This is a genomic window from Coralliovum pocilloporae (assembly GCF_030845175.1).
Classification (GTDB): domain Bacteria; phylum Pseudomonadota; class Alphaproteobacteria; order Rhizobiales; family Cohaesibacteraceae; genus Coralliovum; species Coralliovum pocilloporae.
Genome location: NZ_CP132542.1, coordinates 299,998 through 324,705, shown reverse-complemented (window position 1 = coordinate 324,705; position 24,708 = coordinate 299,998). Strand labels below are relative to the sequence as shown.

The window sequence follows — 24,708 nt, the reverse complement described above, 5'->3', positions numbered from 1 at the left end:
TGACCTTCTGAGGGCATTCCGGAGACTCAATTATAGCAGTGAAACAGAAAAAGCCGACGGGAGTTCCGTCGGCTTTTGAATTGTTTTCTGACACGAGATCAGAAGTGCAGCGAGATATCGCGGTGATCAGAGGCACAGGCGGCAACATAGAGAGCCTGGTCCTTTGTCATTTTCTGCTGCTGCCGAATACCGATTGTCTCCCGGATAGCGGCTTCATACTGGCGAAGGCCCGGTGCAATGTCCGCTTCAGCCTTGCCACGCCAGTCCAGTTGTTCAGCGTAAAGCTTGAGGGCCTTATCGAACTCCTTGACCGCTTTTTCCTGATCCGGCTTGCGGGCACGGACAGCGCGTCTGGCTTTGGACAGAGCCGACTTGATGTCGGATGTGCCTTCAACATCGCGTACCTTGCGCTCAAGCTCTTTGAAGACCGGAACCAGGTTCGCCAGATTGTCAGCCGTTGCTGCATCTAGCTGACCCTTGACGGCCTTCAGATCGGCTTCCAGAGCCCGGAAGGCATCTGAACTGTCGATCACTGCCAGCAGTTCCCCAACAGGCTCGTAGGCCTGCGTTGAAGCCCGCATATAGGCGCGACGGAGATCTGTTTCCGCTTTCTTCAGTTCATTGAACTTGGCGTAAGCCGCATCCCATCCGGATGGAATGGTCTGCTCAAGAGCGTTGATTTCCGCATTCAGAACTTCAACACGCGCTTCCAGCTTCTTGCGAGCGTCAAGCTCGGACGGATCGTTCAGGCGGCTGATACGGGTATCGTAGTCCTTGATCTCTTTCCGGATCTTGCGGATATCCGCTTCAATGGCCCGAACCTCGGTATGAAGTGGTCTGAACGCGACAGATGCTTCCTCAATCCGCTTCTCGGCCTCGTTTGCCTGTTTCAGGAGATCAATAGCCTTGGCCACATTATCAAAGCTCTTTGTCGCGTCTGATGACAGCTTACGCGGCAGAGCATCGATGTTGATAGCCTTGGCATTGAGAACAGCCTGAGCGATTGCAACACCATTGCGTGTGACTTCTTCTGTCACATAGCGGTCAATGCAGTAGGTGAGGCGCGGATTGCGCGGTGGCGGTGCCGTATCTGAAAGAAACGCGACGCGGTTCGGCAGATAATTCACCAGTTGCGGCAGGGCGCCAACGATGGCCAGAGCCGCAAGCTGCAGGCCGATGAAAACAATCACACCCTTGTAGATCTGGAGTGTTTTGACCGTGGCAGGTGCAACTCCGCGCAGATAGAAGAGGGCAAAGCCGAAAGGTGGTGTGAGGAAGGAGGTCTGGATGTTGAGACCGATCATCACACCAAGCCAGACAGCTGTGATGTTTGCGCCGGGGTCAGCCAGCAGGATCGGTGCCACGATGGGCACGACCACAACGGCAATCTCGATAAAGTCGAGGAAGAAGCCGAGGATGAAGATCACGGCCATGACGATGACAAACTTGGTCCAGAACCCGCCTGGCAGGCCGTTGAGGAACTCCTTCACAAGATGCTCTCCACCAAAGGCACGGAAGGCCGCTGTCAGAATGGCAGCACCGAGCAGGATGATGAACACCAGAGCGGTGGTCTTGGCGGTTTCCACCATTACGCCGCGCAGGGTGTCCTCAATCTTCAGGGCACGCCAGCCGCTCCATGCAAGGGCAACTGTCAGGCCGATAACCGCCAGTGTTGCGAGTGCGATGCCGAGACGATCACTATCCGTATTGATGGCTTTGACGTTGGTGTTGAAGAATGACAGCACAAAGGCGATTGCGATGAGAGAGAAGATGGCAATCAGGGCTGGCCAGTAGGCCCGCTTGTGGCCTTCTCTGAGTCGGTAGCCTGCCATGATCAGCGCGCCGCCTGCACCAATGGCACCGGCCTGATTCACTGTCGCGATACCGGCAATGATCGAGCCAAGCACGAGGAAGATGAGTGTCAGCGGCGGGAACAGGGTCAGGAAGACCTTGGTGATAAATGCCCGGTCATATTTGCCTTCATAGGGGACCGGCGGAGCCTTGTCCGGCTTCATATAGGCATAGACCAGAATGTAGATCATATAGAGCGCGACAAGCACAAGACCCGGCAGGAAAGCACCAAGGAACATTTCACCGGCACTGGTGGAGCCAACGTCAAAGATTGACGGCATGGACAGCTCGCCGGTCGATTCCTTGAACAGGGTCTTACGGGCGGTCCCCGCCTGATCGGCGGCGCTTGAAAGCTGGTCAGCCAGAATAATCAGGACAATGGATGGCGGAATGATCTGCCCGAGCGTGCCTGAGGCCGCGATTGTACCTGTTGCCAGCGACTGGGAATAGTTGTTGCGCAGCATAGCGGGCAGGGAGATCAGGCCCATGGCCACAACGGTAGCGCCGACAATGCCGGTCGTTGCAGCAAGAAGTGCGCCCACAAAGACCACGGAAATACCGAGACCACCCGGAACAGGGCCGAAGAGCTGAGCCATTGTGATCAGCAGATCTTCAGCAATCTTGGACCGCTGCAGCATGATGCCCATGAAGATAAACAGCGGAATGGCAATCAGGGTATCCCGTTCAGGTTCCCAATAAACTCCGCGCAGGTTGGTGACGCCGGCGCTGAGCCATTGCCAGGGACCGCCCTGTGCGAAGTAAGCGCTGGGGTCGCCTGCAAACAGATAGCCACACAGAGCAGCCAGGGCGATAGCAATGATTGAGGATCCGGGAAGGGCAAAGGCAACCGGATATCCAGATCCAAGTGCCACTGCCATGAGCAGCACGAGTATGAGAAGAAAGAGAAGTTCCATGATTTCCGGTGCCTAGTGAGTGAGGTCTGTGTTTTGTTCGCGTCCGCCCGGATGGCCGTAATAGTCGGCAACCGCGCTCATCAGATAGCTGACGAACTGGATCATCATGGAGACAGCAAACACACCAAGGAAACCGGCCATCATGTATTTCACGTACATGCCGAACCCGGCCTGTGTGGTTTCAAAATTGAAGATCGGGCTGTTGATGACGGATGATTTCTGCCCCATGCCGACAATCAGGATTGTCCAGCAGAGGGTGAAGCCCATTGTCAGGGTACAGATGGCGTTGACCAGGGCCTTGGTCTTGGTTTTGAACCCCGCATAGAACACATCAACGCGCACATGACCTTCTTCCAGCAGGGTATAGGCACTGGCAAACAGGAACAATGCGCCATACCAGAAGCGTACCAGGTCAGCCATGAAAGCCTGCTCGTAAGAGAAGATGAACCGCATGAAGACGATGGCCAGCTCGGCGACCACAATCAACAGGGCAAGCCAGGTGAAGCCGAGTGTCCGGGTAAAGGCTGCAAGTACCACACTGAGGCCCAGAAGCGGCATATGAACGTAAGGGCCGCGGAAGTGGGACCGTCCCAGGTCTTTAGCCAGCTGTTCCCCGACCACCTGTTCCAGCAGACCTTCAACGCGCAGGAACGAGATTGTCACATCAACCAGCCCGACAATCAGGACGCACCAGAAGGCGGCCCGGATGAAATAGGTGTTGATGCCGGTGATAATGTCGCTGTCTTCCCTGAGAGTGCGGGCTGACGTTCTCTGAACATACAGCAGCGCGAGCACCAGGCTGACCGGATAGAACGCTGTCAGTAACCACGCCGTGGCATTGCCGTTTCCGGCAAGCGCATCAACGGGGCCAGACAAACCTGCGCCGAACGTCAGAAAATTGTTGATCAGATAAACCAGCATGACTGCCAGCAGACACCAGCCGAAGAGGCGGGTCATCTTCGGGACGGAGGTTGAGGTAACCTGACCCTCAAACGCCTGGGATGACATGAATTACAGCCCTTATATATGACCAAGACGGGAAAGTTCCCGTCTTGGCATTTGTCTGAAATGTTTTGGATTTGCGCGGATCAGCGGTTGATCACGTTGTTCCGCTTCTGGACGTAAGCTGTGTCAGACAGCTGGGTCCAGGCACCGAGCTCGGCGCGTTTTTCCAGAACAGCATCGTAGATCTTCTTGGAGAGCGGGCTGTGATCGCGCGCTTCCTCGATCACCTCTGCAGCGGCTTCACCGAAGGCGTCATAAACGTCGTCGTTGAACTCACGCAGCTGCACGCCATGATCATTGATCAGACGATTGAGGAATGCACCGTTATTGGCGTTTGTTTCAGCCATTGTGCGGGCATTCTCTTCGTTACAGGCGGCCTGAATGATGGCCTGGTCTGTTTTGGAGAGGGTGCCCCACCAGGATGCATTCATGCCAAGAGCCAGCTGTGCGCCCGGCTCATGCATGCCCGGCCAGTAATAGTACTTGGCGGCTTCGTAGAACTTCATGAAGTAATCGTTATACGGGCCAACCCACTCTGTGGCATCAATCGCGCCGGAGACGAGGTTTTCATAGATCTGGCCGCCCGGCAGGGATACAGGAGATGCACCCAGTTTCGCCATGACGTCACCACCAAGGCCCGGAATACGCATTTTCAGACCTTTGAGGTCGTCAGCGCTTTCGATTTCCTTGTTGAACCAGCCGCCCATCTGGACGCCGGTGTTACCCATGGCGAAGTTCTTCAGGCCGAATTCGCTGGCCAGCTCATCCCAGAGCTCCTGACCACCTGCATATTTGATCCAGGCGTCAATTTCTGTGTAGGTCATGCCAAACGGGATGGCGGTGAACGGTGCCCAGCCCGGATGCTTGCCTTTCCAGTAATAGTCGGCGGCGATATAGGCCTGAGCGTTGCCGGATGCGACTTCGTCAAAGCTGTCGAAAGCGCCCACTCGCTCTCCAGCTGCGAAGTACTGAACGTCAATGCGTCCTTCTGTCAGCTCTGCGATACGCGCTGCAAGGCGCTGCGCCGGCAAGCCGAGGCCCGGAAAGTCCCGTGGCCATGTGGAGACGATGACCATTTCTTTTTTTGCCTGAGCGACGGCCGGGGCTGCCAGTGTTGTTGCGGCACCGGCAAGTGCTGCGCCCTTCAGAAAGGTACGGCGTTCCATTAAGTCCTCCCAAAATCAGTTTTTACGCATACAGACTCTCTGCCTGTTGCAGAGGTGTCTACTCACTACACGATATATTCTCAATTCGTGCAAGTACGGAATGGATCGGTAGTACTACCGAATACGGTAATCGTTTCGGCAGGTTATGATAGGCTGCCCGCGATTTGCAGGGCTGCCTTCGATCAAGGCGCCTATTACGGAATGAGAGTCATGACGTTCAAGACCAAGCTTTTCCTCATTACCCTGTTTCCAGTGCTCCTGGTGTCAGGCCTGATGCTCTGGGTGATTACCTTTCAGTCCACAAGACTGGCGCAGTCACAGGCACAGACTGTGGAGGCTATGGTCATTGCCCTGAAGCGCGAGGAACTCAAGAACTATGTTACATTGGCCCGCAATGCGCTCTCGCCGATTTACCAGTCTACCCTGACGCCAACCCGCCAGGCCCAGCGACAGGCGCGTGAGATTGTTCGAAAAATGACATTCGGGGAGGACAGCTATTTCTTCATCTATGACGAAGAGGGCAAGAACATCGTCAATCCACGCCTGACCTATCTGGTTGGAAGCAGCTGGATAGGGCTCACGGACAAAGATGGCCGTCATGTGGTCAAGGACCTGATTGATCGCGCCCGGAGCGGGGGAGAGTTCTATTCCTTTGTGTGGAAAAAGCCTTCAAGCGGCGAGTATGTGGAAAAGCTGGGCTATTCGGTCTTCTTTGAGAAATGGGGCTGGATGCTGGGCACCGGAATCTATCTGGATGATGTCTCCAAACAGGTTTTGCCGGTTCAGGCTGAACTTGAGAACAATATCAGGCAGACGCAGCTTGTTCTGGTGGTCCTGTCTCTGGGGGCCATTTTGATGACGGCCATGGTTATTGCCGTGGCACGGTTCTCTGAGCAGAAAATGGCGGACAGCCGTCTGAAGGAGCTTGCCGCCCGCCTTGTGGATGTTCAGGAGCAGGAACGCAAGCGTGTGTCCCGGGAGCTTCACGATGGGATCAGTCAACTTCTTGTCTCTGCCCGTTATGGCCTTGATCTCGCACTCGACAGGGCAAAGGGGCGGGGCGCTGTCTCCGACCCGATTAGCAAGTCAATGACAACTCTGGACAATGCGATTTCAGAAGTGCGTCGGATTTCCATGGCATTGCGACCGTCTGTTCTTGACGATATGGGGCTTGCCGCAGCGGTCAAGAGCCTGGCATCGGAGTTTTCCAGACAAACCGGCATTGATGTAGACGTCGATACAGAGCGGTCCCGCAAGCTTCTGTCTGATGAGGCCCGTACAGCGCTTTATCGTGTTGTGCAGGAGGCTTTGACCAATGTTGCGCGCCACTCCGGTGCAGACAGAGTCAAGATCGGCCTCAAGGTGAAGAGGGGCTATGTGGATCTGACGATGGAGGACAACGGTGTCGGTCTGGCTTCAGAGGAAAATCGGGGAGCAGTCTCCTCTGGCTTGGGTATCAGAAACATGCAGGAGCGGGTTGAGAGCTTTGGCGGACGCATAAGATTCTCCCGAACCGCGGGTGGAGGACTTGCCATCCATGCAAGATTGCCCATAGAACAGTCCATGCTGGCGGAGATAAACGAGGCCTGACCTCAATGCGCCGGCAAAAACAATAAGGCGCAATCGCCGCGAGGAGGGCGCAATCGCCATGTTCGAGAATCCGATCAGACTTCTGATTGTGGATGATCACGACTTGCTTCGTGATGGTATCAGGGCCCGCCTGACAGACGAGGCTTCCATTGCCATTGTTGGTGAGGCCAGTGATGGCTTTGGCGCGATTGAACTCTGTCGCTCGCTTGATCCGGATGTTGTTCTTCTGGATATCTCCATGCCCGGGATGAACGGGCTGGAGGCGGCTTCCGAGATCCGCAAGACACATCCGGCTATCCGAATCCTGTTTCTCTCCATTTATGACAATGAGGAGTATGTGCAGGAGGCCCTTCGGATTGGTGCCAACGGCTTTATTCTGAAAGATGTGTCGAAGGGCGAGATGATCCTCGCAATCCAGGCTGTGGCGCGGGGATGTACCTATCTTGGTCCCAGCATCAATGCCGCCCAGAGCGCTGAACCCGCACCAGACACGTCCGAATGTGAGGATGCATACGGGTTGTCGGGCAGAGAGCGTGAAGTGCTTTCCGGGATTTCGAGGGGCTTCACCAACCGGGAAATCGCAGAGCAACTGACCATCAGCGTTCGGACTGTTGAAAGCCACAGATTGTCAATCCGTGAAAAAACCGGAGGCGGTAACGCCATCGCACTGTCTAAAATCGCAGCAAAGCTGGGATTGTAGGCATCATCTGATTACAGGATTGGAATTTTTGGGAATGGTGCCGGCAGAGAGATTCGAACTCCCGACCCCCTGATTACAAATCAGGTGCTCTACCAGCTGAGCTATACCGGCACATGCGCGTTTCTTTAGAGATATCAGTTGCTGCTGTCCAGCATGAATTTTCAGTTTTCCACGCGCTATTCCAATTTGAGGTTATTTTCTTCTACAGCGTGCTTCTGCAAAGTTGACAGACTTTTCAGATCAAAGCTCGCGCAGAAACAAAAGCGTGCTTCTGCAAAGTTGACAGACTTTTCGGATCAAAGCGCGCGTAGAGACAGATTCTTAAAGCACCGCTGCCAATTCAGGTTAAGGGTCTGGTGCTTTATGAATGGCCGGCTCTCATCTGGTCCGCACACTCGCCAAACCGTTAAGATTTTGTTAAGATCACAACGCGAGAGGGGCACTCGAACCTTCTGATAGGAGGGAAAAATGAAGAGAATCCTCGCAGTTTTGACGGTTTTTGGTGGCTTGTTTCTGCTGCCAATCGGCGGTTCGCCATCGGCTCAGGCCGGTGTGAACGTCTATATCGGACCATCCGGATTCCACATCGGGGTCCACAAGAAGCGGTATCACAAGAAGCGTTACTACAAGCGACGCTATTACAAATCCCGCCATTATAAGCACCGGCGTTACAAGAACCGGTATTACAGACCTTATATCGGTTATTATCCCAAGCGGCATCGCCACTACCCTAAACGGTACCATCGGTATCATGTCGATGATCGCCAGGAGTACAATTATCCGCAGATCAACTCACGCCGCTGAGACTGGTTACCGGCAGGTTCTAAAGGCGCGACATTGAAGAGGTGTTGCGCCTCATTTTGTTTAACGTGCTGTCAGCTTCCCGGAAGAAATGCGATCGATTGCATAAAGCGCCAGGGCTGTTGCGTTGGAGACGTTCAGGCTGGCGATTGGACCGGGCATGTCCATGCGGCACATCATTGTGCAGGTTTCCCGTGTTTTCTGTCTGAGGCCTTTGCCTTCGGAGCCCATCACCAGAGCGATTGGCCTTTCAGGATCGATCGCCTGTTCAAGTGATTGCGCGCCCTCACTGTCGAGACCCAGTGTCAGAAAGCCAAGCTCGTTCAACTCCACCAGTGTGTTGGAGAGGTTGCGGGTGGTGAGAAGCGGTATCGTATCCAGTGCCCCGGAGGCTGATTTTGCCAGTACGCCTGTTTCAACCGGACTGTGTCGGCGGGTAACAATGACCGCATCGGCATTGAAAGCGGTGGCAGAGCGGAGAATCGCGCCAACATTGTGTGGGTCCGTGACCTGATCCAGCAGCAGAACCAGCCGGGCGTCTGCCAGTGATGTGATCGGGCGCTCCAGCAATGGACCTGTTTCGAGTACAACGCCCTGATGCACTGCATCCTTCCCGACCAGATCGTCAAGACGACGCGGATCTTTCATTTCCGGTTCCGTGCGAAGATCGTCGCAGAGTGCCTGCAATCGGGGCAGGGCATTCTGGCTGACCATAAGCTTGTGGATAACGCGGTCAGGGTTTTTCAGAGCGGTGGCAACGGTATGCAGGCCATAGAGATAGAGCTTGTCATCGGTCCTCGCACGCTCACCCGGTCGCCGTTTCCGGCCATTGGGGCCACTGTCCGAAGCACGCCGTTTCGCTGCCGGTCTTGAATTGTTTCTGGTCACGCCTGCTCGTCTCCATGTGCAAATCACTGCGCTTCTATAGCAAAGATGAAAGGAAGATGACGAAAAATCGTGGGCAAGTGCAAAAGGGGCGTTGACAGTTCCGGCTCAGGTGGTCATAAACGCGCCGCAAGGTTGATGCACTTCAAGTGCGCATCAAGCCTCAAGCCTGCCAAAGAGGCGGCGGCGACGCATCCGGAGGGGTGCCCGAGTGGTTAAAGGGGACGGGCTGTAAACCCGTTGGCTTAGCCTACGTTGGTTCGAATCCAACTCCCTCCACCATGCGTCCTGCAAGGCTATTCGAGCGGGTGTAGCTCAATGGTAGAGCAACAGCCTTCCAAGCTGAAGATGAGGGTTCGATTCCCTTCACCCGCTCCATCGTTTTCCATTTTTCATTGCTGCGGTTTTTCTGATCACTGATTGTCAGCGCGTATTTGTCGTGGCCGGTTCTTCATAAGCCTTGTGACGTCCGATTTTCCCCACCGAATGACCTGCTTTTCCTTATCAATGGGTCTTGACCCTAACAGGTCGTTTTCAACGCGGGCTCTTATTCGAAAAGTCTGCCAACTTTTCGGAAGCGCGCTATAGCGACATGGCTGCTGGCAGGATTATACATGGTGATTTGATAAAGTTGTTTCTATGCATTATGCTATTTTAGATTGTTTCTAAAGCAAATGTTGGGGGGAACAGATGCTGAGCCGGCTTCTATACAGGATTTTCCTGTTTCTTTCTCGTCATAAGAATGTATTCAAGTACCTGCTGATACTTGCGATTCTTATTCCTGTTGTTTCTCTGATCGCATCAAAACTGTACCAGAACTTTGGTGATCAGGATGCTGATCGTGGCGCTATTGCCATGACAGAGCCTGATAAACTGGGGGAACGTTTCAGTACGCCAATTTATCTGAAGGATCATAGTGACCGCGGCGGTTATACGGCTCAGCAAGGTTGGAATAACACTGACAGCCTCTGGTTCTACAATACCACTCAAGGGTCAGCCTTACTGCCTTATGATTTTTTCCTGGCACTGGAAGAGGCCGGTTCAGATCGTCTTCTCAGTTCCAATGAAGTGATGAACGACTTTCGTTACCTTCCCCAGAAGCCCACACCTTTCAATCCGGACGGGCTGGCTGTTGGGTTTGTGAAGACCACTTATCTCGGCGAATACAAGTGGTATCAGATGTTCAATCCCGGCAAGGATTATGTCGGGTATACCTGTGCTGCCTGCCACACCGGACAGATCAACTACACCAAAGATCCTGAAAAACCTGCTGTTGCCATCCGTATTGATGGCGGCCCGGCCATGGCGGATATGGTCGGTTTTCTTGATGCCCTGGAAAAGGCCATGAAAGCGGCACAGTCCGGGCCGAAGAGAGACAAATTCATTGAGCGTGTTCTGGCGCGTAACAATGACTATTCGTCTGCCGAGGAAGTGGATGACGATCTGAAAAAGTGGACCGGTACGGTCGAGAACTACAATTACATCAATCACAGCTCCACGGAGTACGGGTTTTCTAGGCTGGATGCTTTCGGCCGGATCTACAATCGCGTGCTGCAATACGTGATCAGCACAGAGCAGGCCCGTGAGGTGCTGGCTGATGCCACGCTTGACGGCGAACGGATTCTGGATACCGCTCAGCTTGATGTTCTGTTCGACGGTATCGAGAGCGACGATATCATCCTCGGTGACAGGAACTTCGCACTTATCCTCTCACGGTTGAAGACGATACCGCTGAGTTCTGATAGTCAGATAGCTCTCCGCGATGCGGTCTTCAATGAAGCCAATGCACCGGTAAGTTATCCTTTCCTCTGGGATATCGCCCAGTCGGATTATGTGCAGTGGAACGGTCTGGCCTCAAACGCCGGCATAGGCCCTCTGGGCCGGAATACCGGTGAGGTGATTGGTGTCTTTGGTATTCTGGACTGGAAGGCTGAAGACCGCTGGATGCCAAGCCTTTCTGCTTACATTACCGGACAGAAGAACAAGAAAAAGCATGTCACTTTTGACTCATCCGTTGACATTTCCAATCTGCAGCGTCTTGAGCGAAAGCTTCGCAGCTTGAAATCGCCGGTTTGGCCTGAGGATATTCTCGGATCGATTGACTGGACTAAAGCCCAGCGTGGCCGGTTGATATACAATCAATACTGTCTCGGATGTCATGAGGTGATCGACCGGAACAATGCGGATCGGCTGGCCATTGCCAAGATGTCAAATATCGAACTGATAGGGACAGATCCGGTCATGGCAGAGAACAGCGTGAACTACACAGGCCAATCGGGAAACTTTAAGCATACGCGCCAAGAGGTCGATTCACTTGGTCATGTGGTGGTTGATCAGGATGCACCTGTGATCCAGCTCCTCACCTGGGCCGCCCGAGGGGTCATCGCAACGCCTGATCCCGATAAGTGGTTCTTCCGTCGCTGGGCGGAGAGAATCTACAATCTGGTTGCATCCAAAACCGAGAACCCGATTGAACCGAGTATGAAGGCCGGTAACTATCTGCCGGACACAACATCGAGCCCTTACGCTTCCTTGTTGTCATATAAGGCGAGGCCTTTGAACGGTATCTGGGCCACGGCGCCTTATCTCCACAACGGGTCTGTGCCGACGCTCTATGATCTCTTGCTTCCCGCCAAGCGGGAAGGGGACCCGGAGTATGGAGAATACCGACCTGATATATTTGCTGTTGGTTGGCGGGAATTTGATCCCAAACATGTCGGCTTCAAGGGACGGGACATCGGTGAAGCGGGGAAAGGCTACACCCTGTTCAATACTGCCGACCGAGGGAATTCCAACAGAGGCCACGAATATGGAGGCGGACTGACACCTCAGGCCGATGGCGAGACTGTTCTTAAAGCTTTGAACAGGAAGCAGCGTCTTGATCTCCTTGAATACCTGAAAACGCTCTGATGCTTTCTCAGCCCGGTGCCGGTTTATGGCTCCGGGCTGATTGATCCTGCAGGACAAGCGGTTCATGGGCTTTATGCATGTTTTCAGAGCCCTGGCGCTGTTCCAGCTAGAGCATTTTGTGAGAAAACGAAGTTACCCCAAATGCTCTATCTCTTTGTTTCTAGGCATATTCTTATCCGAAAACCGCACACGCATTTCGGGAATATGCTCTAACAGCATGTGACGGGAGCCGATTATGGCAGAGACCACCAGCACCAAAAACTATCTTGAAGAATACGACAAAGCGTCAGAGGACGCGAAATACCCGCTCGTCAAAAAGTGGATGAAGACCGAGCCGCTGCCCTTCTTCGCGCAATTGCGGGCAGAGCGGCCCATTCTCAAGACGCCTGTCTGTACACTTGTGGCGCGGTTTGATGATGTGCGCGATATACTGCAGATGCCGAAAATCTTCACGGTCAACCTCTATAAGCCCAAGATGGGCGCTGTTGGTATCCCTGACGGTTATCTGATGGCTTATGATGATGACGCCCTGCATTATCGCGAAAAGTCCATCATGCAGGGAATGCTGAACAGGAATGATCTGCCGGAAGTCCGGGCCCTGATTGAGGAGGCCTCCGCCGACATTCTGAAAAACGCGGGTGGGCGGATTGAGATTGTCCAGTCTTACTGCCGGATGGTCCCGGCCATTCTGGTCCAGGACTATTTCGGACTGGACGGGATTGATCGCGAGGACCTGATCGAGTGGTCTTTCTGGAACCAGTATGATGTCTTCCACAATCAGCCGTTTGATCTTAACCCCAGGGAGAAGTTCCAGCACATTGTGAGCGAGCATGACCGGGTCAATGAGGAATTGCAGGCCTATATCGGCTCTCTCATCCTCCGCAAGGTGATTGCGGTGAAGATCATGCAGGCGCTGAAGTGGCCGCTTCTGCCATTCAAGATTCTACGGCGCATGATCTACGCAGCTTTTGGCAAGGCAGTGCCGGAACCCTCCACGGATATGGTGAAGCGGATGCTTGGAACCAGCTTTGACAAGGGCGTGGAATTTGACCTGAAGCGCGTCGCCATCAATGCGGGCGGGTTGTTGATTGGCTCGATTGAGACAACATCCCAGGCTGTGGCGCAGGTGATTGAGTATTTTCTCGATAATCCGGAGCTGCACCGGCTGGCACATGCCAAGGCACAGCTGACCGATACGGCGGAATTTGATGCCATGGTCTGGGAGGCGCTGAGATTTGTACCGATCAGCCCCTATATGTTCCGACAGGCGGCGGAAGACTATACCGTAGCCAAGGGGACGGACAGGGAAGCATTGATTGATGCCGGGACCAATGTTCTGGTGCTTACGCAATCAGCCATGTTCGATACCTATGCCTATTCCAATCCGGAAGTGTTCCAGGCGGACCGGAACTGGTATCACAATTTCAATTTCGGTTTTGCCTCTCATGAGTGCCTTGGCAAATATGTGGGCATGATGATGATCCCGGAAATGGTCCGTCAGGTCTTCCGCCTGCATGACCTCGCTCATGATGGCGGTATTGACTATGAGGACGGACCGTTCCCCGAAAAACTGAATCTGAATTGGGGCTAACCGTGGATACGTCATATCTCATGCCATATCCGGTGCCTTGATGGATCATCGGCTGTCTTTGAATTCGGCGACTCATCCGCTTTTTCGGGGGCGAATTGGGATCTGCGGTGAATTACGTCATTCTTTCGGTTGAAACCGGGCTCAGATTTGGGTAAAGGACCAGCGGAAATCAGGGCTGTGTCGCTTGGCCCGTGTGTTTGGATGCCCGGTTAAGTGACCGGTCAAGTGGGATGACGGAGAAGTTTCCGATGGCTAAAGAGAAATTTGAGCGCAGCAAACCGCACGTAAACATTGGCACGATTGGTCACGTTGACCACGGCAAGACGACGCTTACTGCTGCTATTACGATGACGCTTGCTGAGGCTGGCGGTGCGACTGCTAAGGCTTATGACGAGATTGACGCTGCCCCTGAAGAGAAGGCCCGCGGCATCACCATTTCGACAGCTCACGTTGAGTATGAGACGGACAACCGTCACTACGCCCACGTTGACTGCCCAGGCCACGCCGACTACGTGAAGAACATGATCACCGGTGCAGCCCAGATGGATGGCGCTATCCTGGTCTGTTCTGCAGCTGACGGCCCGATGCCACAGACCCGCGAGCACATTCTGCTTGCGCGTCAGGTTGGTGTTCCGGCTATCGTTGTGTTCCTCAACAAAGTTGACCAGGTTGACGACGAAGAGCTTCTTGAGCTTGTTGAGCTTGAAGTTCGTGAACTTCTGTCTTCCTACGATTTCCCGGGCGACGATATCCCCATCGTAGCCGGTTCTGCTCTTGCAGCCGTTGAGAACCGCGATGAGGCAATCGGCCGTGAAGCTGTCAAGAAGCTGATGGCTGAAGTTGACGCTTACATCCCAACCCCGGACCGTCCGATGGACCTTCCGTTCCTGATGCCGATCGAAGACGTTTTCTCGATCTCCGGCCGTGGTACGGTTGTGACCGGTCGTGTTGAGCGTGGCGTGATCAATGTTGGTGATTCCATCGAGATCGTTGGTATCAAAGACACTCAGACCACGACCTGCACGGGCGTTGAAATGTTCCGCAAGCTGCTTGACCGCGGTGAAGCTGGCGACAACATCGGCGCACTGCTTCGCGGTATTGACCGTGAGAAAGTTGAGCGTGGCCAGGTTCTTTGTAAGCCGGGTTCTGTTAACCCGCACACGAAGTTCAAGGCAGAAGCCTACATTCTGACGAAAGAAGAGGGTGGTCGTCATACGCCGTTCTTCACGAACTACCGTCCGCAGTTCTACTTCCGTACAACGGATGTGACCGGCGTTGTTACGCTGAACGAAGGCACCGAGATGGTTATGCCTGGGGACAACGTTGAAATGAATGTTGAGCTGATCGTGCCGATCGCTATGGAAGAGAAGCTGCGCTTCGCTATCCGTGAAGGCGGTCGTACCGTCGGCGCCGGCATCGTCGCAACAATCGTCGAATAACAAACGCATCAAGACGGGATGCAATAACAATGCATCCCGGTTCTTCGTGATCTTAAGGCCCCGCCATGTGCGGGGCCTTTTGTTTGTGCCACTGTCTGCAGAATTGGACTTACATCTTGCAGGTGGTACCTCTCTGCCTTACGCTCTCCCTTATTGAGTGTGAAATTCATTTTTTGAAGTGCTTGTTGGGGAGAGTGAAATGCTTCAAGCAAAAACCATCCGATCGAGAATCCTGTCTGCTATGCTGGCCGCTGGTTCCATGCTGGCAGTCTCTGTGCAGGCTGGATTAGCGCAAGACCCACAGCCGGAGCAGGGCTATGGTTGGGAGGACAAGACCTCTGTTCAGGCCGACAACTTCATGGTGGCCGCCGCACATCCAATGGCGGTTAAGGCTGGCTATGATGTGTTGAAGGCAGGTGGCACGGCTGCAGATGCCATGATTGCCGTCCAGCTGATGCTGAACCTGGTTGAGCCCACATCATCCGGCATTGGAGGCGGTGCCTTCATGCTCTACTGGGATGCCTCGTCCAAGACCCTGAATACGTTTGATGCCCGCGAAACTGCGCCTGCCAAGGCGAAGCCGGAGCGTTTCCTGGATGAGAATGGCGAGAAGGTTCCATTTGCCAAGGCCATATCAGGTGGTCAGGCCGTCGGGGTGCCGGGTATTCTGCGCCTGATGGAAGTCAGCCATAATCTATACGGAAAACTGGCGTGGGACAGCCTGTTCCAGTCAACGATTGAAGCATCTGAGTCCGGTTTTTTGGTTTCACCACGGCTTGCAAACAGCCTTCAGTCGACGATCGACCGCAACCGTCCTCTAGATGTGTTCCCAGCCGCCAAAGCCTACTTCTTTGACGAGGCAGGCAAGCCGCACAAGACCGGGCACAATCTGAAAAACCCGGCCTTTGCTGATACGTTGCGTATCCTTGCCAAAGAGGGAGCAGACGCATTTTACAGCGGGCCGATTGCCGAGGATATCGTCAAGGCGGTGGATGAGACTTCCTTTGTTGAGAACAACATTACCATGGACGACCTGGCGGCTTACAAGGTCAAGGTTCGCCCGGCAGTCTGTGCGGATTATCGCGGCTATGATGTCTGCGGTATGGGGCCGCCAACATCCGGCGGGCTCACCGTTGGCCAGATTCTGGGTATCCTCAATAATTTTGATGTGAAATCGATCGGCTGGACGTCGGAGTTTGCCCATCTTTATTCAGAAGCTGCCAAGCTGGCCTATGCTGATCGCGGGTTCTATATGGCAGATTCGGATTTTGCGCCGGTGCCCGTGAAGGGACTGCTCGACAAAGGCTATCTGAAGTCCCGGGCCGCATTGATTGATAAGGCCAACGCCAGTGACAAGAGAACGGCTGGTGAGCCACCGAAGGATCATGCGTTCAACTTCGCCCCGAGCGCCAATCTGGGCCGTCCTGGGACCAGCCACATCGTTATCCGTGATTCTTACGGCAATGCGCTGTCGATGACGACGACCATTGAAACCTTCTTCGGCAGTCGGGTTTTCGTACGCGGTTTCCTCTTGAACAATGAACTGACGGATTTTGACCGCCAGCCCAAATCCGGTGATCGCCTGGTAGCCAACCGGGTTGAAGGCGGCAAACGGCCTCGCAGCTCCATGTCGCCGACCATCGTGATGAAGGATGATGAACCTTACCTTCTGATCGGCTCTCCGGGTGGCAGCCGAATCATCAACTATGTGGCCAAGTCCATCATTGCCATTCTCGATTGGGATATGGACCCGCAGGATGCCATGGAGACGGGGCATTTCCTCCATCGTAACGGCAAGACGCTGGATCTGGAGCAGGGCACATCAGCTGAATTGTTCGCCGATGACCTGAAAACAAAGGGTCACAATGTTGAGGTCCGCGACCTGAATTCCGGTCTCCACGCGATTCTCATCAGGGACGGTAAGCTGATTGGTGCGGCTGACCCGCGCCGTGAAGGCATTGCGATGGGTGAATGAAGACCGAACAGAGTTGATTTTGCAGCAGGCGGCGCAATTGCGTCGCCTGTTTTGTCTGTTTCCTGACAAGGTATGTGAACAAAACACGCTGTCCGGCAAATTCACCCTTGAAGTGTTAGCCGTTTTTTTCTAAGACCGCTCCATCCTGAAAGGTGTAGGGGTGTAGCTCAGCTGGTAGAGCATCGGTCTCCAAAACCGAGGGCCGGGGGTTCGAGTCCCTCCGCCCCTGCCATTCGGGATTTTTTTGTTGTGTCCATGGACAAAGCGTTCTACATACGCAGTCCGGTATAGCGCGCGGGCAACAGGTCGCGCGCACAACGTGCATGAGCAGGCGGATGGCGAAGACCAACCCTTTTACATTTTTGCAGCAGGTTCGTTCCGAGACCCGCAAGGTAACGTGGCCAACCCGGCGCGAGACCGGTATTACGACGGCGATGGTCTTTGTCATGGTGTTTCTGGCTGCAATGTTCTTCCTTGCTGCTGATCAGCTCATGAGCTGGGGCATTGGTCTGCTCCTTGGCGTAGCTGGCTAAGCGGAGGCAAGACTATGGCGCAGCGCTGGTATATCGTCCACGCATACTCGAATTTTGAAAACAAGGTTGCTGAAGCCATCAAGGAGAAGGCTGCAGCAACGGGGCTTGAGCACCTGTTTGAAGCTGTGCTCGTCCCGACTGAAAAGGTGGTTGAAGTGCGCCGCGGCCGTAAGGTTGACGCAGAGCGCAAGTTCTTCCCGGGCTACGTTCTGGTGAAGATGGAAATGACCGATGAGGCCTTTCATCTGATTAAGAACACCCCGAAAGTGACCGGCTTTCTTGGCGCAGACCTGAAGCCGATGCCGATTTCCGAAGCGGAAGCGCAGCGGATCCTGCACCAGGTTCAGGAAGGCGTCGAGCGTCCGAAGCCGTCAATCAGTTTCGATGTGGGCGAGCAGGTTCGCGTATCAGACGGCCCGTTTGCATCGTTCAATGGTCTTGTCGAGGAAGTCGACGAGGAGCGGGCTCGCCTGAAGGTCGCTGTGTCCATCTTTGGTCGCGCGACGCCGGTCGAGCTTGAATACGGTCAGGTTGAAAAACTCTGATTAAACCTGTGGGAGAGGGGTAGTTCTCGCCAGGAGCTGCCAGTCGCACCACAAACTGACATGTGCCCGCTTGAGCGGGCTTTGTTAAGGAATGAACAATGGCTAAGAAAGTTACAGGTACTCTGAAACTTCAGGTACCGGCAGGTGCTGCTAATCCGTCGCCGCCGATTGGTCCGGCTCTCGGTCAGCGTGGCCTGAATATCATGGAATTCTGTAAGGCTTTTAACGCACAGACCCAGGAAATGGAGAAGGGCTCTCCGATTCCGACCCTGATCACCATCTATCAGGACAAGTCTTTCACGTTTGAGCTGAAAACACCTCCGGCATCCTATTTCCTCAAGCAGGCCGCTGGTCTGAAGGGTGGGTCCAAGGCTCCGGGTCGTGATGTTGCTGGTAAAGTGACAAAAGACCAGGTTCGTGACATCGCCGAGAAGAAGATGAAGGATCTGAACGCAGACACGATTGAAGCAGCAATGCTGATGATCGAAGGCTCTGCGCGGTCCATGGGTCTCGAGGTTGTGGAGTAAGGTTATGGCGAACAAAGTTGCAAAACGCATTGCCGCGTCCCGCGAGGGTATCGACCGCGCCAAGCTTTATTCCATCGATGAAGCTGTGGCTCTGATCAAAGAGCGTGCCTCTGCAAAATTCGACGAGACCGTCGAAGTTGCGATGAACCTCGGCGTTGACCCGCGTCACGCTGACCAGATGGTTCGTGGCGTGTGCCAGCTGCCGAATGGCTCCGGTCGGAGTGTTCGTGTTGCTGTTTTCGCTCGTGGCGATAAAGCTGAAGAAGCGAAAGCTGCCGGTGCGGATATCGTTGGTGCAGAAGACCTGATGGAAACCATCCAGGGCGGCACAATCGATTTTGACCGCTGCATCGCGACGCCAGACATGATGCCGCTGGTTGGTCGTCTTGGTAAGGTGCTCGGCCCGCGTGGCATGATGCCGAACCCGAAAGTCGGCACTGTTACCGTTGACGTCACCGAGGCTGTTAAATCTGCCAAGGGTGGTGCTGTTGAGTTCCGTGTCGAGAAGGCCGGAATCATTCACGCTGGTGTTGGCAAAGCATCGTTCAGTGCTGAAGCTCTGGTGGAAAACATCAAGGCTTTTGCCGATGCAGTCCAGAAGGCCAAGCCGTCTGGTGCGAAAGGCACATATGTACGCCGTGTGGCCGTGTCCTCGACAATGGGCCCAGGTGTTAAAATTGAGCCATCGACTGTTGCTAACAGTTAGGCTATAAGCGCAATTCCGCCCGGTTGTTGCCGGGCGGTTTCGCTGATTCCTGCTTGTCGGGAATCAGCACCCCTGTCCGAGACTGCAGGTGCCCGAAAGGCTTAATCGTCCTGCATAGACGTGGTGAAGAACCGTATTTGAGGCGAATGCCCGGTATCGGTTCGGACCTCAGACCTTGCCAGCCTTAATGGAGGGTAAGGGGACAGGATTCGAGCATCGTCCCCTTTTCATCTCCGAAAAGAGGGCGGTATTGGTAACCGCAATCGATTTTGATCGATTGCACCCGTTGGAGAGAGGCAGTGGAAAGAGCGGAAAAACGCGAATTCGTCACGTCATTCAACGAAGCACTTTCGGGTGCAAGTGTTGTTGTCGTGGCCCACTATGCAGGTCTCACCGTTGCGGACATGACTTCGCTGCGTGCGCAGATGAAGGAAGCCGGCGGTAACCTGAAAGTCGCCAAGAACCGTCTCGTTAAGCTTGCTCTTCAAGGCACGGATGCTGAGCATATTGCGGACCTGTTTCAGGGCCCGACCGTCATCGCTTATTCCGATGATCCGGTAACAGCACCGAAGGTTGCCGTCGAATTCGCCAAGAAAAACGAGAAGCTTGTGATTCTCGGTGGCGCGCTCGGCGCGACCAATCTCGACTCCGAAGGTGTCAAGGCTCTGGCCTCGATGCCGTCACTGGATGAACTCCGCGCGAAGATTGTGGGCATGATCAATACGCCTGCAACCCGTATCGCTGGTGTTCTTCAGGCCCCGGCCGGTCAGGTCGCACGGGTTATCGGAGCATATGCCAAGAAGGACGAAGCGGCGTGAGGCCGTTAACCATCACAACAGGTTCGAACTGATAGGAATTGAACAATGGCTGATCTTGAAAAGATTGTTGAAGATCTTTCTTCCCTTACCGTCATGGAAGCCGCTGAGCTGTCCAAGATGCTTGAAGAAAAATGGGGCGTCTCTGCTGCTGCTCCTGTCGCAGTTGCTGCTGCTGGCGGTGCTGCTGCTGGTGGCGAAGCTGCTGAAGAGAAAACCGAATTTGACGTTGTCCTGGCTTCTGCCGGCGACAAGAAAATCAACGTCATTAAAGAAGTTCGCGGCATCACAGGTCTCGGCCTGAAAGAAGCTAAAGAGCTGGTTGAAAGCGCTCCGAAAGCAGTTAAAGAAGGCGCTTCCAAGGAAGAAGCCGAAGAGCTCAAGAAAAAGCTCGAAGAAGCTGGTGCAACCGTCGAACTCAAGTAAGTTTGACGCTGCATTTGCAGAATTGCTGTCCGGGCCTTTCCAAGGCCCGGATTTCCGCGTCTCAGCAGGCGCGATCACTGGGGGCTCAGGACGATAATCCCGATTGCCGCTAACCGGCACTCCGGACTGTCGTCTCAGGAGCGATACGAGGAACGAATATGGCCAACACGTTTTCCGGTCGCAGAAGAATCCGTAAATTCTTCGGTCACATCAAGGAAGTTGCTGAGATGCCGAACCTCATTGAGGTTCAGAAGGCATCATATGATCAGTTCCTTCAGGTTGATGAACCGAAGGGTGGTCGGATTGAAGATGGCCTTCAGGCTGTCTTTAATTCTGTATTTCCGATTTCTGATTTTCAGGGTGCATCCCTGCTCGAATTCGTCAAGTACGAGTTCGAACAGCCAAAGTATGACACCGAGGAGTGCCGTCAGCGCGGCATGACTTACGCAGCGCCGCTGAAGGTGACCCTGCGTCTGATCGTGTTTGATATCGATGAGGACACCGGAGCAAAATCCGTCAAAGACATCAAGGAACAGGATGTCTATATGGGCGATATGCCTTTCATGACGGGTCACGGTACCTTTATCGTCAACGGTACCGAGCGTGTGATCGTCTCTCAGATGCACCGCTCTCCAGGCGTGTTCTTTGACCATGACAAGGGCAAGAGCCATTCCTCTGGCAAGCTTCTGTTTGCTGCTCGCATCATTCCATATCGCGGCTCCTGGCTGGATATTGAGTTTGACGCGAAAGACATTGTCTATGCCCGTATCGACCGTCGCCGCAAAATCCCGGTAACGTCTCTGCTGTTTGCTCTCGGCCTTGATTCCGAAGAGATCCTGACGACCTTCTACAACCAGGTTGTCTACAGCAAGGCTGCTGAAGGCTGGCGCGTTCCGTTTGATCCGCAGAGCCTGCGTGGCAGCAAGCCGCTCACCGACCTGATCGACGCCGATTCCGGTGAAGTGATTGTTGAAGCCGGCAAGAAAATTACCGCACGCCTGATCCGTCAGCTGGCTGACAATGGGACCCAGTCTCTGCAGGTCCGTTCCGAAGACCTCTATGGCCGTTACCTGGCTGAAGACATGGTCAACGTCGAGACCGGCGAGATCTATGCGGAAGCCGGTGAAGAGATTGTTGAGAAGAATCTCGGCATTCTGATGGATGCTGGCTTTGACGAGATCGCAACGCTGGATATCGACCATGTGAATGTGGGTGCCTATATCCGCAACACGCTGTCTGTCGACAAGAATGACAGCCGTGAATCGGCTCTGTTCGACATCTACCGTGTCATGCGTCCTGGTGAACCGCCGACCATCGAGACCGCAGAAGCGATGTTCCAGTCGTTGTTCTTTGATTCCGAACGCTATGACCTGTCTGCTGTTGGTCGCGTGAAGATGAACATGCGTCTTGACCTTCAGTGTGACGATACGGTTCGCGTTCTGCGTCGTGATGATATTCTGGGCGTTATTTCCACCCTGCTTGAGCTGCGTGACGGCAAGGGTGAGATCGATGACATCGATAACCTCGGCAACCGTCGTGTCCGGTCTGTTGGCGAGCTGATGGAAAACCAGTACCGCATCGGTCTTCTGCGTATGGAACGTGCGATCAAGGAGCGGATGTCTTCCGTCGAGATCGACACGGTTATGCCGCAGGATCTGATCAATGCGAAACCGGCTGCTGCTGCGGTCCGTGAATTCTTCGGATCTTCCCAGCTGTCCCAGTTCATGGACCAGACAAACCCGCTGTCCGAGATTACCCACAAGCGTCGTCTGTCTGCGCTTGGTCCGGGTGGTCTGACCCGCGAACGTGCGGGCTTTGAGGTTCGCGACGTGCATCCGACCCATTACGGTCGTATCTGCCCGATTGAGACCCCGGAAGGCCCGAACATCGGCCTCATCAACTCGCTGGCCACCTTCGCCCGCGTCAACAAATACGGCTTCATCGAAAGCCCGTATATGCGCGTCAAAGATGGCAAGGTAACGGATGAAATCGTCTATCTCTCCGCAATGGAAGAGGCGAAGTACTACGTTGCCCAGGCGAACGCTTCCGTTGATGATGACGGCCTCTTCACAGAAGAACTGATCGTTGTGCGCCATGCTGGCGATGTGATGATGGTTCCGCGTGATCGTGCTGACCTGATGGACGTTTCTCCGAAACAGCTCGTATCTGTTGCCGCGTCGCTCATCCCGTTCCTCGAGAACGATGACGCCAACCGCGCACTGATGGGCTCCAACATGCAGCGTCAGGCTGTGCCGCTGGTTCGCGCCGAGGCACCGTTTGTCGGTACAGGCATGGAGCCGGTTGTTGCACGCGATTCCGGAGCCGCCATTGCCGCACGCCGGACCGGTGTTGTGGACCAGGTGGATGCGACCCGTATTGTTATCCGAGCAACAGAAGAGCGTGACCCGTCCAAGTCCGGCGTTGATATCTATCGTCTGATGAAATTCCAGCGCTCCAACCAGTCAACCTGCATCAACCAGCGTCCGCTGGTGACTGTTGGTGACCGGGTGCAGGCTGGTGAGATCATCGCCGATGGCCCGTCAACGGATCTTGGTGATCTGGCTCTTGGCCGGAACGTGCTTGTCGCGTTTATGCCTTGGAACGGTTACAACTTCGAGGATTCCATCCTGCTGTCAGAGCGTATCGTGCGCGATGACGTGTTCACCTCCATTCACATCGAGGAATTCGAAGTGATGGCGCGTGACACCAAGCTTGGACCGGAAGAAATCACTCGCGATATTCCGAACGTTTCCGAGGAAGCGCTGAAGAATCTCGATGAGGCCGGCATTACCTATATCGGTGCGGAAGTGAAGCCAGGCGATATTCTCGTCGGCAAGATCACACCGAAGGGTGAAAGCCCGATGACACCGGAAGAAAAACTCCTCCGGGCCATCTTCGGTGAGAAAGCTTCTGACGTTCGTGACACGTCCCTGCGGATGCCTCCGGGCACGTTCGGTACGGTCGTTGAAGTGCGCGTATTCAACCGCCACGGCATCGACAAAGACGAACGCGCTATGGCAATCGAGCGTGAAGAGATCGAACGTCTCGCAAAAGACCGTGACGATGAGCAGGCCATTCTGGACCGTAACATCTATGGTCGTCTGGCAGAGATGCTGATTGAAAACACAGCGATCGGCGGCCCGAAAGGCTTCAAGGCGGACACGAAACTGTCCCATGAGGTTCTGTCGGACTTCCCGCGCAGTCAGTGGTGGCAGTTTGCCTTTGATGATGAAACCCTGATGGGCGAGCTGGAAGCGCTGCGGGCTCAGTATGATGAGAGCCGCAAGCGTCTCGAACAGCGTTTCATCGATAAGGTCGACAAAGTCCAGCGCGGTGATGAGCTGCCCCCGGGCGTGATGAAGATGGTCAAGGTCTTTATCGCCATCAAGCGCAAGCTGCAGCCGGGCGATAAAATGGCTGGCCGTCACGGCAACAAGGGTGTGGTTTCCCGCATTCTGCCGATTGAAGACATGCCTTATCTGGAAGACGGTACCCATGCGGATATCGTTCTCAACCCGCTCGGCGTTCCAAGCCGTATGAACGTGGGTCAGATTCTGGAAACGCATCTGGGCTGGGCTTGTGCCGGTATGGGCCGCAAGGTTGGCGAGATGCTTGATGTCTACAAGAAGCAGGGCGACATTGCTCCGTTGCGTGGTGTTCTGGACGATATCTACAGCGGATCGTTCAAGAACGAGAAAGTCAGCTCGTTTGATGATGACTCTGTCATCGAGCTTGGCAAACACCTGCGCAAGGGTGTCTCCATCGCGACGCCAGTCTTTGACGGTGCCCGCGAGCCGGATGTGGTTGACATGCTGGAACTTGCCGGTCTCGATGGATCCGGTCAGTCCACGCTCTATGATGGCCGGACAGGTGAGCCATTCGACCGTAAGGTGACCATGGGCTATATCTATATGCTCAAGCTGCATCACCTGGTTGATGACAAGATCCATGCCCGTTCCATCGGCCCGTACAGCCTTGTGACCCAGCAGCCGCTTGGTGGTAAGGCTCAGTTCGGTGGACAGCGTTTCGGTGAGATGGAGGTCTGGGCTCTGGAAGCTTATGGTGCCGCCTATACCTTGCAGGAAATGCTGACTGTGAAATCGGATGACGTTGCCGGTCGTACAAAGGTTTATGAAGCCATTGTTCGCGGTGATGACACATTCGAAGCCGGTATCCCGGAAAGTTTCAACGTTCTGGTCAAGGAAATGCGTTCCCTTGGTCTCAATGTGGAACTCAAGGACTCCGCACAGTACAATCCGGCAGACGAGGCCGAAGAATCTCAGGACGCTGCGGAATAATCCGCGGCGTCCCGCCTTCATTGTTGAAAGA

18 protein-coding genes and 4 tRNA genes are annotated in these 24,708 nt (G+C 54.4%); 17 read left to right on the top strand and 5 right to left on the bottom strand.

What is annotated here, in order from left to right:
* Positions 1–98: 98 nt before the first annotated feature.
* The 3 genes from RA157_RS01570 to RA157_RS01560 form a co-directional block, all read right to left on the bottom strand.
* A complete protein-coding gene (locus RA157_RS01570; protein ID WP_350334730.1) occupies positions 99–2,765 on the bottom strand; it encodes a TRAP transporter large permease subunit in 2,667 nt (888 codons plus the stop codon).
* Between the two features lie 12 nt (positions 2,766–2,777).
* On the bottom strand, positions 2,778–3,773 hold the full coding sequence (locus RA157_RS01565; RefSeq protein ID WP_350334729.1) for a TRAP transporter small permease subunit: 996 nt from the start codon (positions 3,771–3,773) through the stop codon (positions 2,778–2,780).
* An 80-nt stretch (positions 3,774–3,853) separates the two neighbouring features.
* Positions 3,854–4,936, bottom strand: coding sequence for a TRAP transporter substrate-binding protein (locus RA157_RS01560; RefSeq protein ID WP_350334728.1), 1,083 nt, complete (start codon positions 4,934–4,936; stop codon positions 3,854–3,856).
* Positions 4,937–5,146: 210 nt separating this feature from the next.
* Between RA157_RS01560 and RA157_RS01555 the strand changes: the two genes are divergently transcribed.
* Both RA157_RS01555 and RA157_RS01550 read left to right on the top strand, forming a co-directional pair.
* Positions 5,147–6,526, top strand: coding sequence for a cache domain-containing protein (locus RA157_RS01555; protein WP_350334727.1), 1,380 nt, complete (start codon positions 5,147–5,149; stop codon positions 6,524–6,526).
* A 58-nt stretch (positions 6,527–6,584) separates the two neighbouring features.
* Entirely contained in the window at positions 6,585–7,226 is a 642-nt protein-coding gene (locus tag RA157_RS01550; RefSeq protein WP_350334726.1) for a response regulator, read from the top strand.
* A gap of 35 nt (positions 7,227–7,261) precedes the next feature.
* Here the strand turns inward: RA157_RS01550 and RA157_RS01545 are convergent.
* Positions 7,262–7,337, bottom strand: a tRNA-Thr gene (locus RA157_RS01545).
* A gap of 357 nt (positions 7,338–7,694) precedes the next feature.
* On the opposite strand from RA157_RS01545, the gene RA157_RS01540 reads away from it, so the two are divergent.
* Complete coding sequence (locus RA157_RS01540; protein WP_350334725.1) at positions 7,695–8,030, top strand: hypothetical protein; 336 nt, start codon at positions 7,695–7,697, stop codon at positions 8,028–8,030.
* 60 nt (positions 8,031–8,090) lie between these two features.
* On the opposite strand, the gene rlmB is transcribed toward RA157_RS01540, so the two are convergent.
* The gene (rlmB, locus tag RA157_RS01535; protein WP_350334724.1) at positions 8,091–8,915 is read right to left on the bottom strand and encodes a 23S rRNA (guanosine(2251)-2'-O)-methyltransferase RlmB; all 825 of its coding nucleotides are present in this window, start codon (positions 8,913–8,915) and stop codon (positions 8,091–8,093) included.
* A gap of 194 nt (positions 8,916–9,109) precedes the next feature.
* Between rlmB and RA157_RS01530 the strand changes: the two genes are divergently transcribed.
* The 14 genes from RA157_RS01530 to rpoB all read left to right on the top strand — a co-directional run bounded on the left by RA157_RS01530 (position 9,110) and on the right by rpoB (position 24,677).
* A tRNA-Tyr gene (locus RA157_RS01530) sits at positions 9,110–9,194 on the top strand.
* A gap of 22 nt (positions 9,195–9,216) precedes the next feature.
* A tRNA-Gly gene (locus RA157_RS01525) sits at positions 9,217–9,290 on the top strand.
* A gap of 312 nt (positions 9,291–9,602) precedes the next feature.
* The gene (locus tag RA157_RS01520; protein WP_350334723.1) at positions 9,603–11,822 is read left to right on the top strand and encodes a di-heme-cytochrome C peroxidase; all 2,220 of its coding nucleotides are present in this window, start codon (positions 9,603–9,605) and stop codon (positions 11,820–11,822) included.
* Between the two features lie 235 nt (positions 11,823–12,057).
* Positions 12,058–13,413: a cytochrome P450 gene (locus RA157_RS01515; RefSeq protein ID WP_350334722.1), complete on the top strand. Its 1,356-nt coding sequence runs from the start codon at positions 12,058–12,060 to the stop codon at positions 13,411–13,413.
* A 248-nt stretch (positions 13,414–13,661) separates the two neighbouring features.
* Positions 13,662–14,852, top strand: a complete 1,191-nt coding sequence (gene tuf, locus RA157_RS01510) for an elongation factor Tu (protein ID WP_350334709.1) — start codon at positions 13,662–13,664, stop codon at positions 14,850–14,852.
* A gap of 199 nt (positions 14,853–15,051) precedes the next feature.
* Positions 15,052–16,827, top strand: a complete 1,776-nt coding sequence (ggt, locus tag RA157_RS01505) for a gamma-glutamyltransferase (protein ID WP_350334721.1) — start codon at positions 15,052–15,054, stop codon at positions 16,825–16,827.
* A gap of 156 nt (positions 16,828–16,983) precedes the next feature.
* Positions 16,984–17,059: transfer RNA gene (locus RA157_RS01500), tRNA-Trp, on the top strand.
* 103 nt (positions 17,060–17,162) lie between these two features.
* On the top strand, positions 17,163–17,360 hold the full coding sequence (gene secE, locus RA157_RS01495; RefSeq protein WP_350334720.1) for a preprotein translocase subunit SecE: 198 nt from the start codon (positions 17,163–17,165) through the stop codon (positions 17,358–17,360).
* Between the two features lie 14 nt (positions 17,361–17,374).
* The gene (gene nusG, locus RA157_RS01490; RefSeq protein WP_350334719.1) at positions 17,375–17,905 is read left to right on the top strand and encodes a transcription termination/antitermination protein NusG; all 531 of its coding nucleotides are present in this window, start codon (positions 17,375–17,377) and stop codon (positions 17,903–17,905) included.
* Between the two features lie 98 nt (positions 17,906–18,003).
* Positions 18,004–18,432 carry a 50S ribosomal protein L11 gene (rplK, locus tag RA157_RS01485; RefSeq protein ID WP_350334718.1) on the top strand — a complete coding sequence of 143 codons (429 nt, stop codon included), beginning with the start codon at positions 18,004–18,006 and terminating at the stop codon, positions 18,430–18,432.
* Positions 18,433–18,436: 4 nt separating this feature from the next.
* Positions 18,437–19,138 (top strand): 50S ribosomal protein L1, encoded by a 702-nt coding sequence (gene rplA / locus RA157_RS01480; RefSeq protein WP_350334717.1) that lies wholly within the window; start codon positions 18,437–18,439, stop codon positions 19,136–19,138.
* 299 nt (positions 19,139–19,437) lie between these two features.
* Entirely contained in the window at positions 19,438–19,956 is a 519-nt protein-coding gene (gene rplJ / locus RA157_RS01475; protein WP_350334716.1) for a 50S ribosomal protein L10, read from the top strand.
* 45 nt (positions 19,957–20,001) lie between these two features.
* Complete coding sequence (rplL, locus tag RA157_RS01470) at positions 20,002–20,379, top strand: 50S ribosomal protein L7/L12 (protein WP_350334715.1); 378 nt, start codon at positions 20,002–20,004, stop codon at positions 20,377–20,379.
* 158 nt (positions 20,380–20,537) lie between these two features.
* Positions 20,538–24,677, top strand: a complete 4,140-nt coding sequence (gene rpoB / locus RA157_RS01465) for a DNA-directed RNA polymerase subunit beta (protein WP_350334714.1) — start codon at positions 20,538–20,540, stop codon at positions 24,675–24,677.
* Positions 24,678–24,708 lie beyond the last annotated feature (31 nt).

Coding starts and splice junctions, on each gene's coding strand:
- RA157_RS01570 (WP_350334730.1), bottom strand. CDS start 2,765: ATGGAACTTCTCTTTCTTCTCATACTCGTGCTGCTCATGGCAGTGGCA.
- RA157_RS01565 (WP_350334729.1), bottom strand. CDS start 3,773: ATGTCATCCCAGGCGTTTGAGGGTCAGGTTACCTCAACCTCCGTCCCG.
- RA157_RS01560 (WP_350334728.1), bottom strand. CDS start 4,936: ATGGAACGCCGTACCTTTCTGAAGGGCGCAGCACTTGCCGGTGCCGCA.
- RA157_RS01555 (WP_350334727.1), top strand. CDS start 5,147: ATGACGTTCAAGACCAAGCTTTTCCTCATTACCCTGTTTCCAGTGCTC.
- RA157_RS01550 (WP_350334726.1), top strand. CDS start 6,585: ATGTTCGAGAATCCGATCAGACTTCTGATTGTGGATGATCACGACTTG.
- RA157_RS01540 (WP_350334725.1), top strand. CDS start 7,695: ATGAAGAGAATCCTCGCAGTTTTGACGGTTTTTGGTGGCTTGTTTCTG.
- RA157_RS01520 (WP_350334723.1), top strand. CDS start 9,603: ATGCTGAGCCGGCTTCTATACAGGATTTTCCTGTTTCTTTCTCGTCAT.
- RA157_RS01515 (WP_350334722.1), top strand. CDS start 12,058: ATGGCAGAGACCACCAGCACCAAAAACTATCTTGAAGAATACGACAAA.
- tuf (WP_350334709.1), top strand. CDS start 13,662: ATGGCTAAAGAGAAATTTGAGCGCAGCAAACCGCACGTAAACATTGGC.
- ggt (WP_350334721.1), top strand. CDS start 15,052: ATGCTTCAAGCAAAAACCATCCGATCGAGAATCCTGTCTGCTATGCTG.
- secE (WP_350334720.1), top strand. CDS start 17,163: ATGGCGAAGACCAACCCTTTTACATTTTTGCAGCAGGTTCGTTCCGAG.
- nusG (WP_350334719.1), top strand. CDS start 17,375: ATGGCGCAGCGCTGGTATATCGTCCACGCATACTCGAATTTTGAAAAC.
- rplK (WP_350334718.1), top strand. CDS start 18,004: ATGGCTAAGAAAGTTACAGGTACTCTGAAACTTCAGGTACCGGCAGGT.
- rplA (WP_350334717.1), top strand. CDS start 18,437: ATGGCGAACAAAGTTGCAAAACGCATTGCCGCGTCCCGCGAGGGTATC.
- rplL (WP_350334715.1), top strand. CDS start 20,002: ATGGCTGATCTTGAAAAGATTGTTGAAGATCTTTCTTCCCTTACCGTC.
- rpoB (WP_350334714.1), top strand. CDS start 20,538: ATGGCCAACACGTTTTCCGGTCGCAGAAGAATCCGTAAATTCTTCGGT.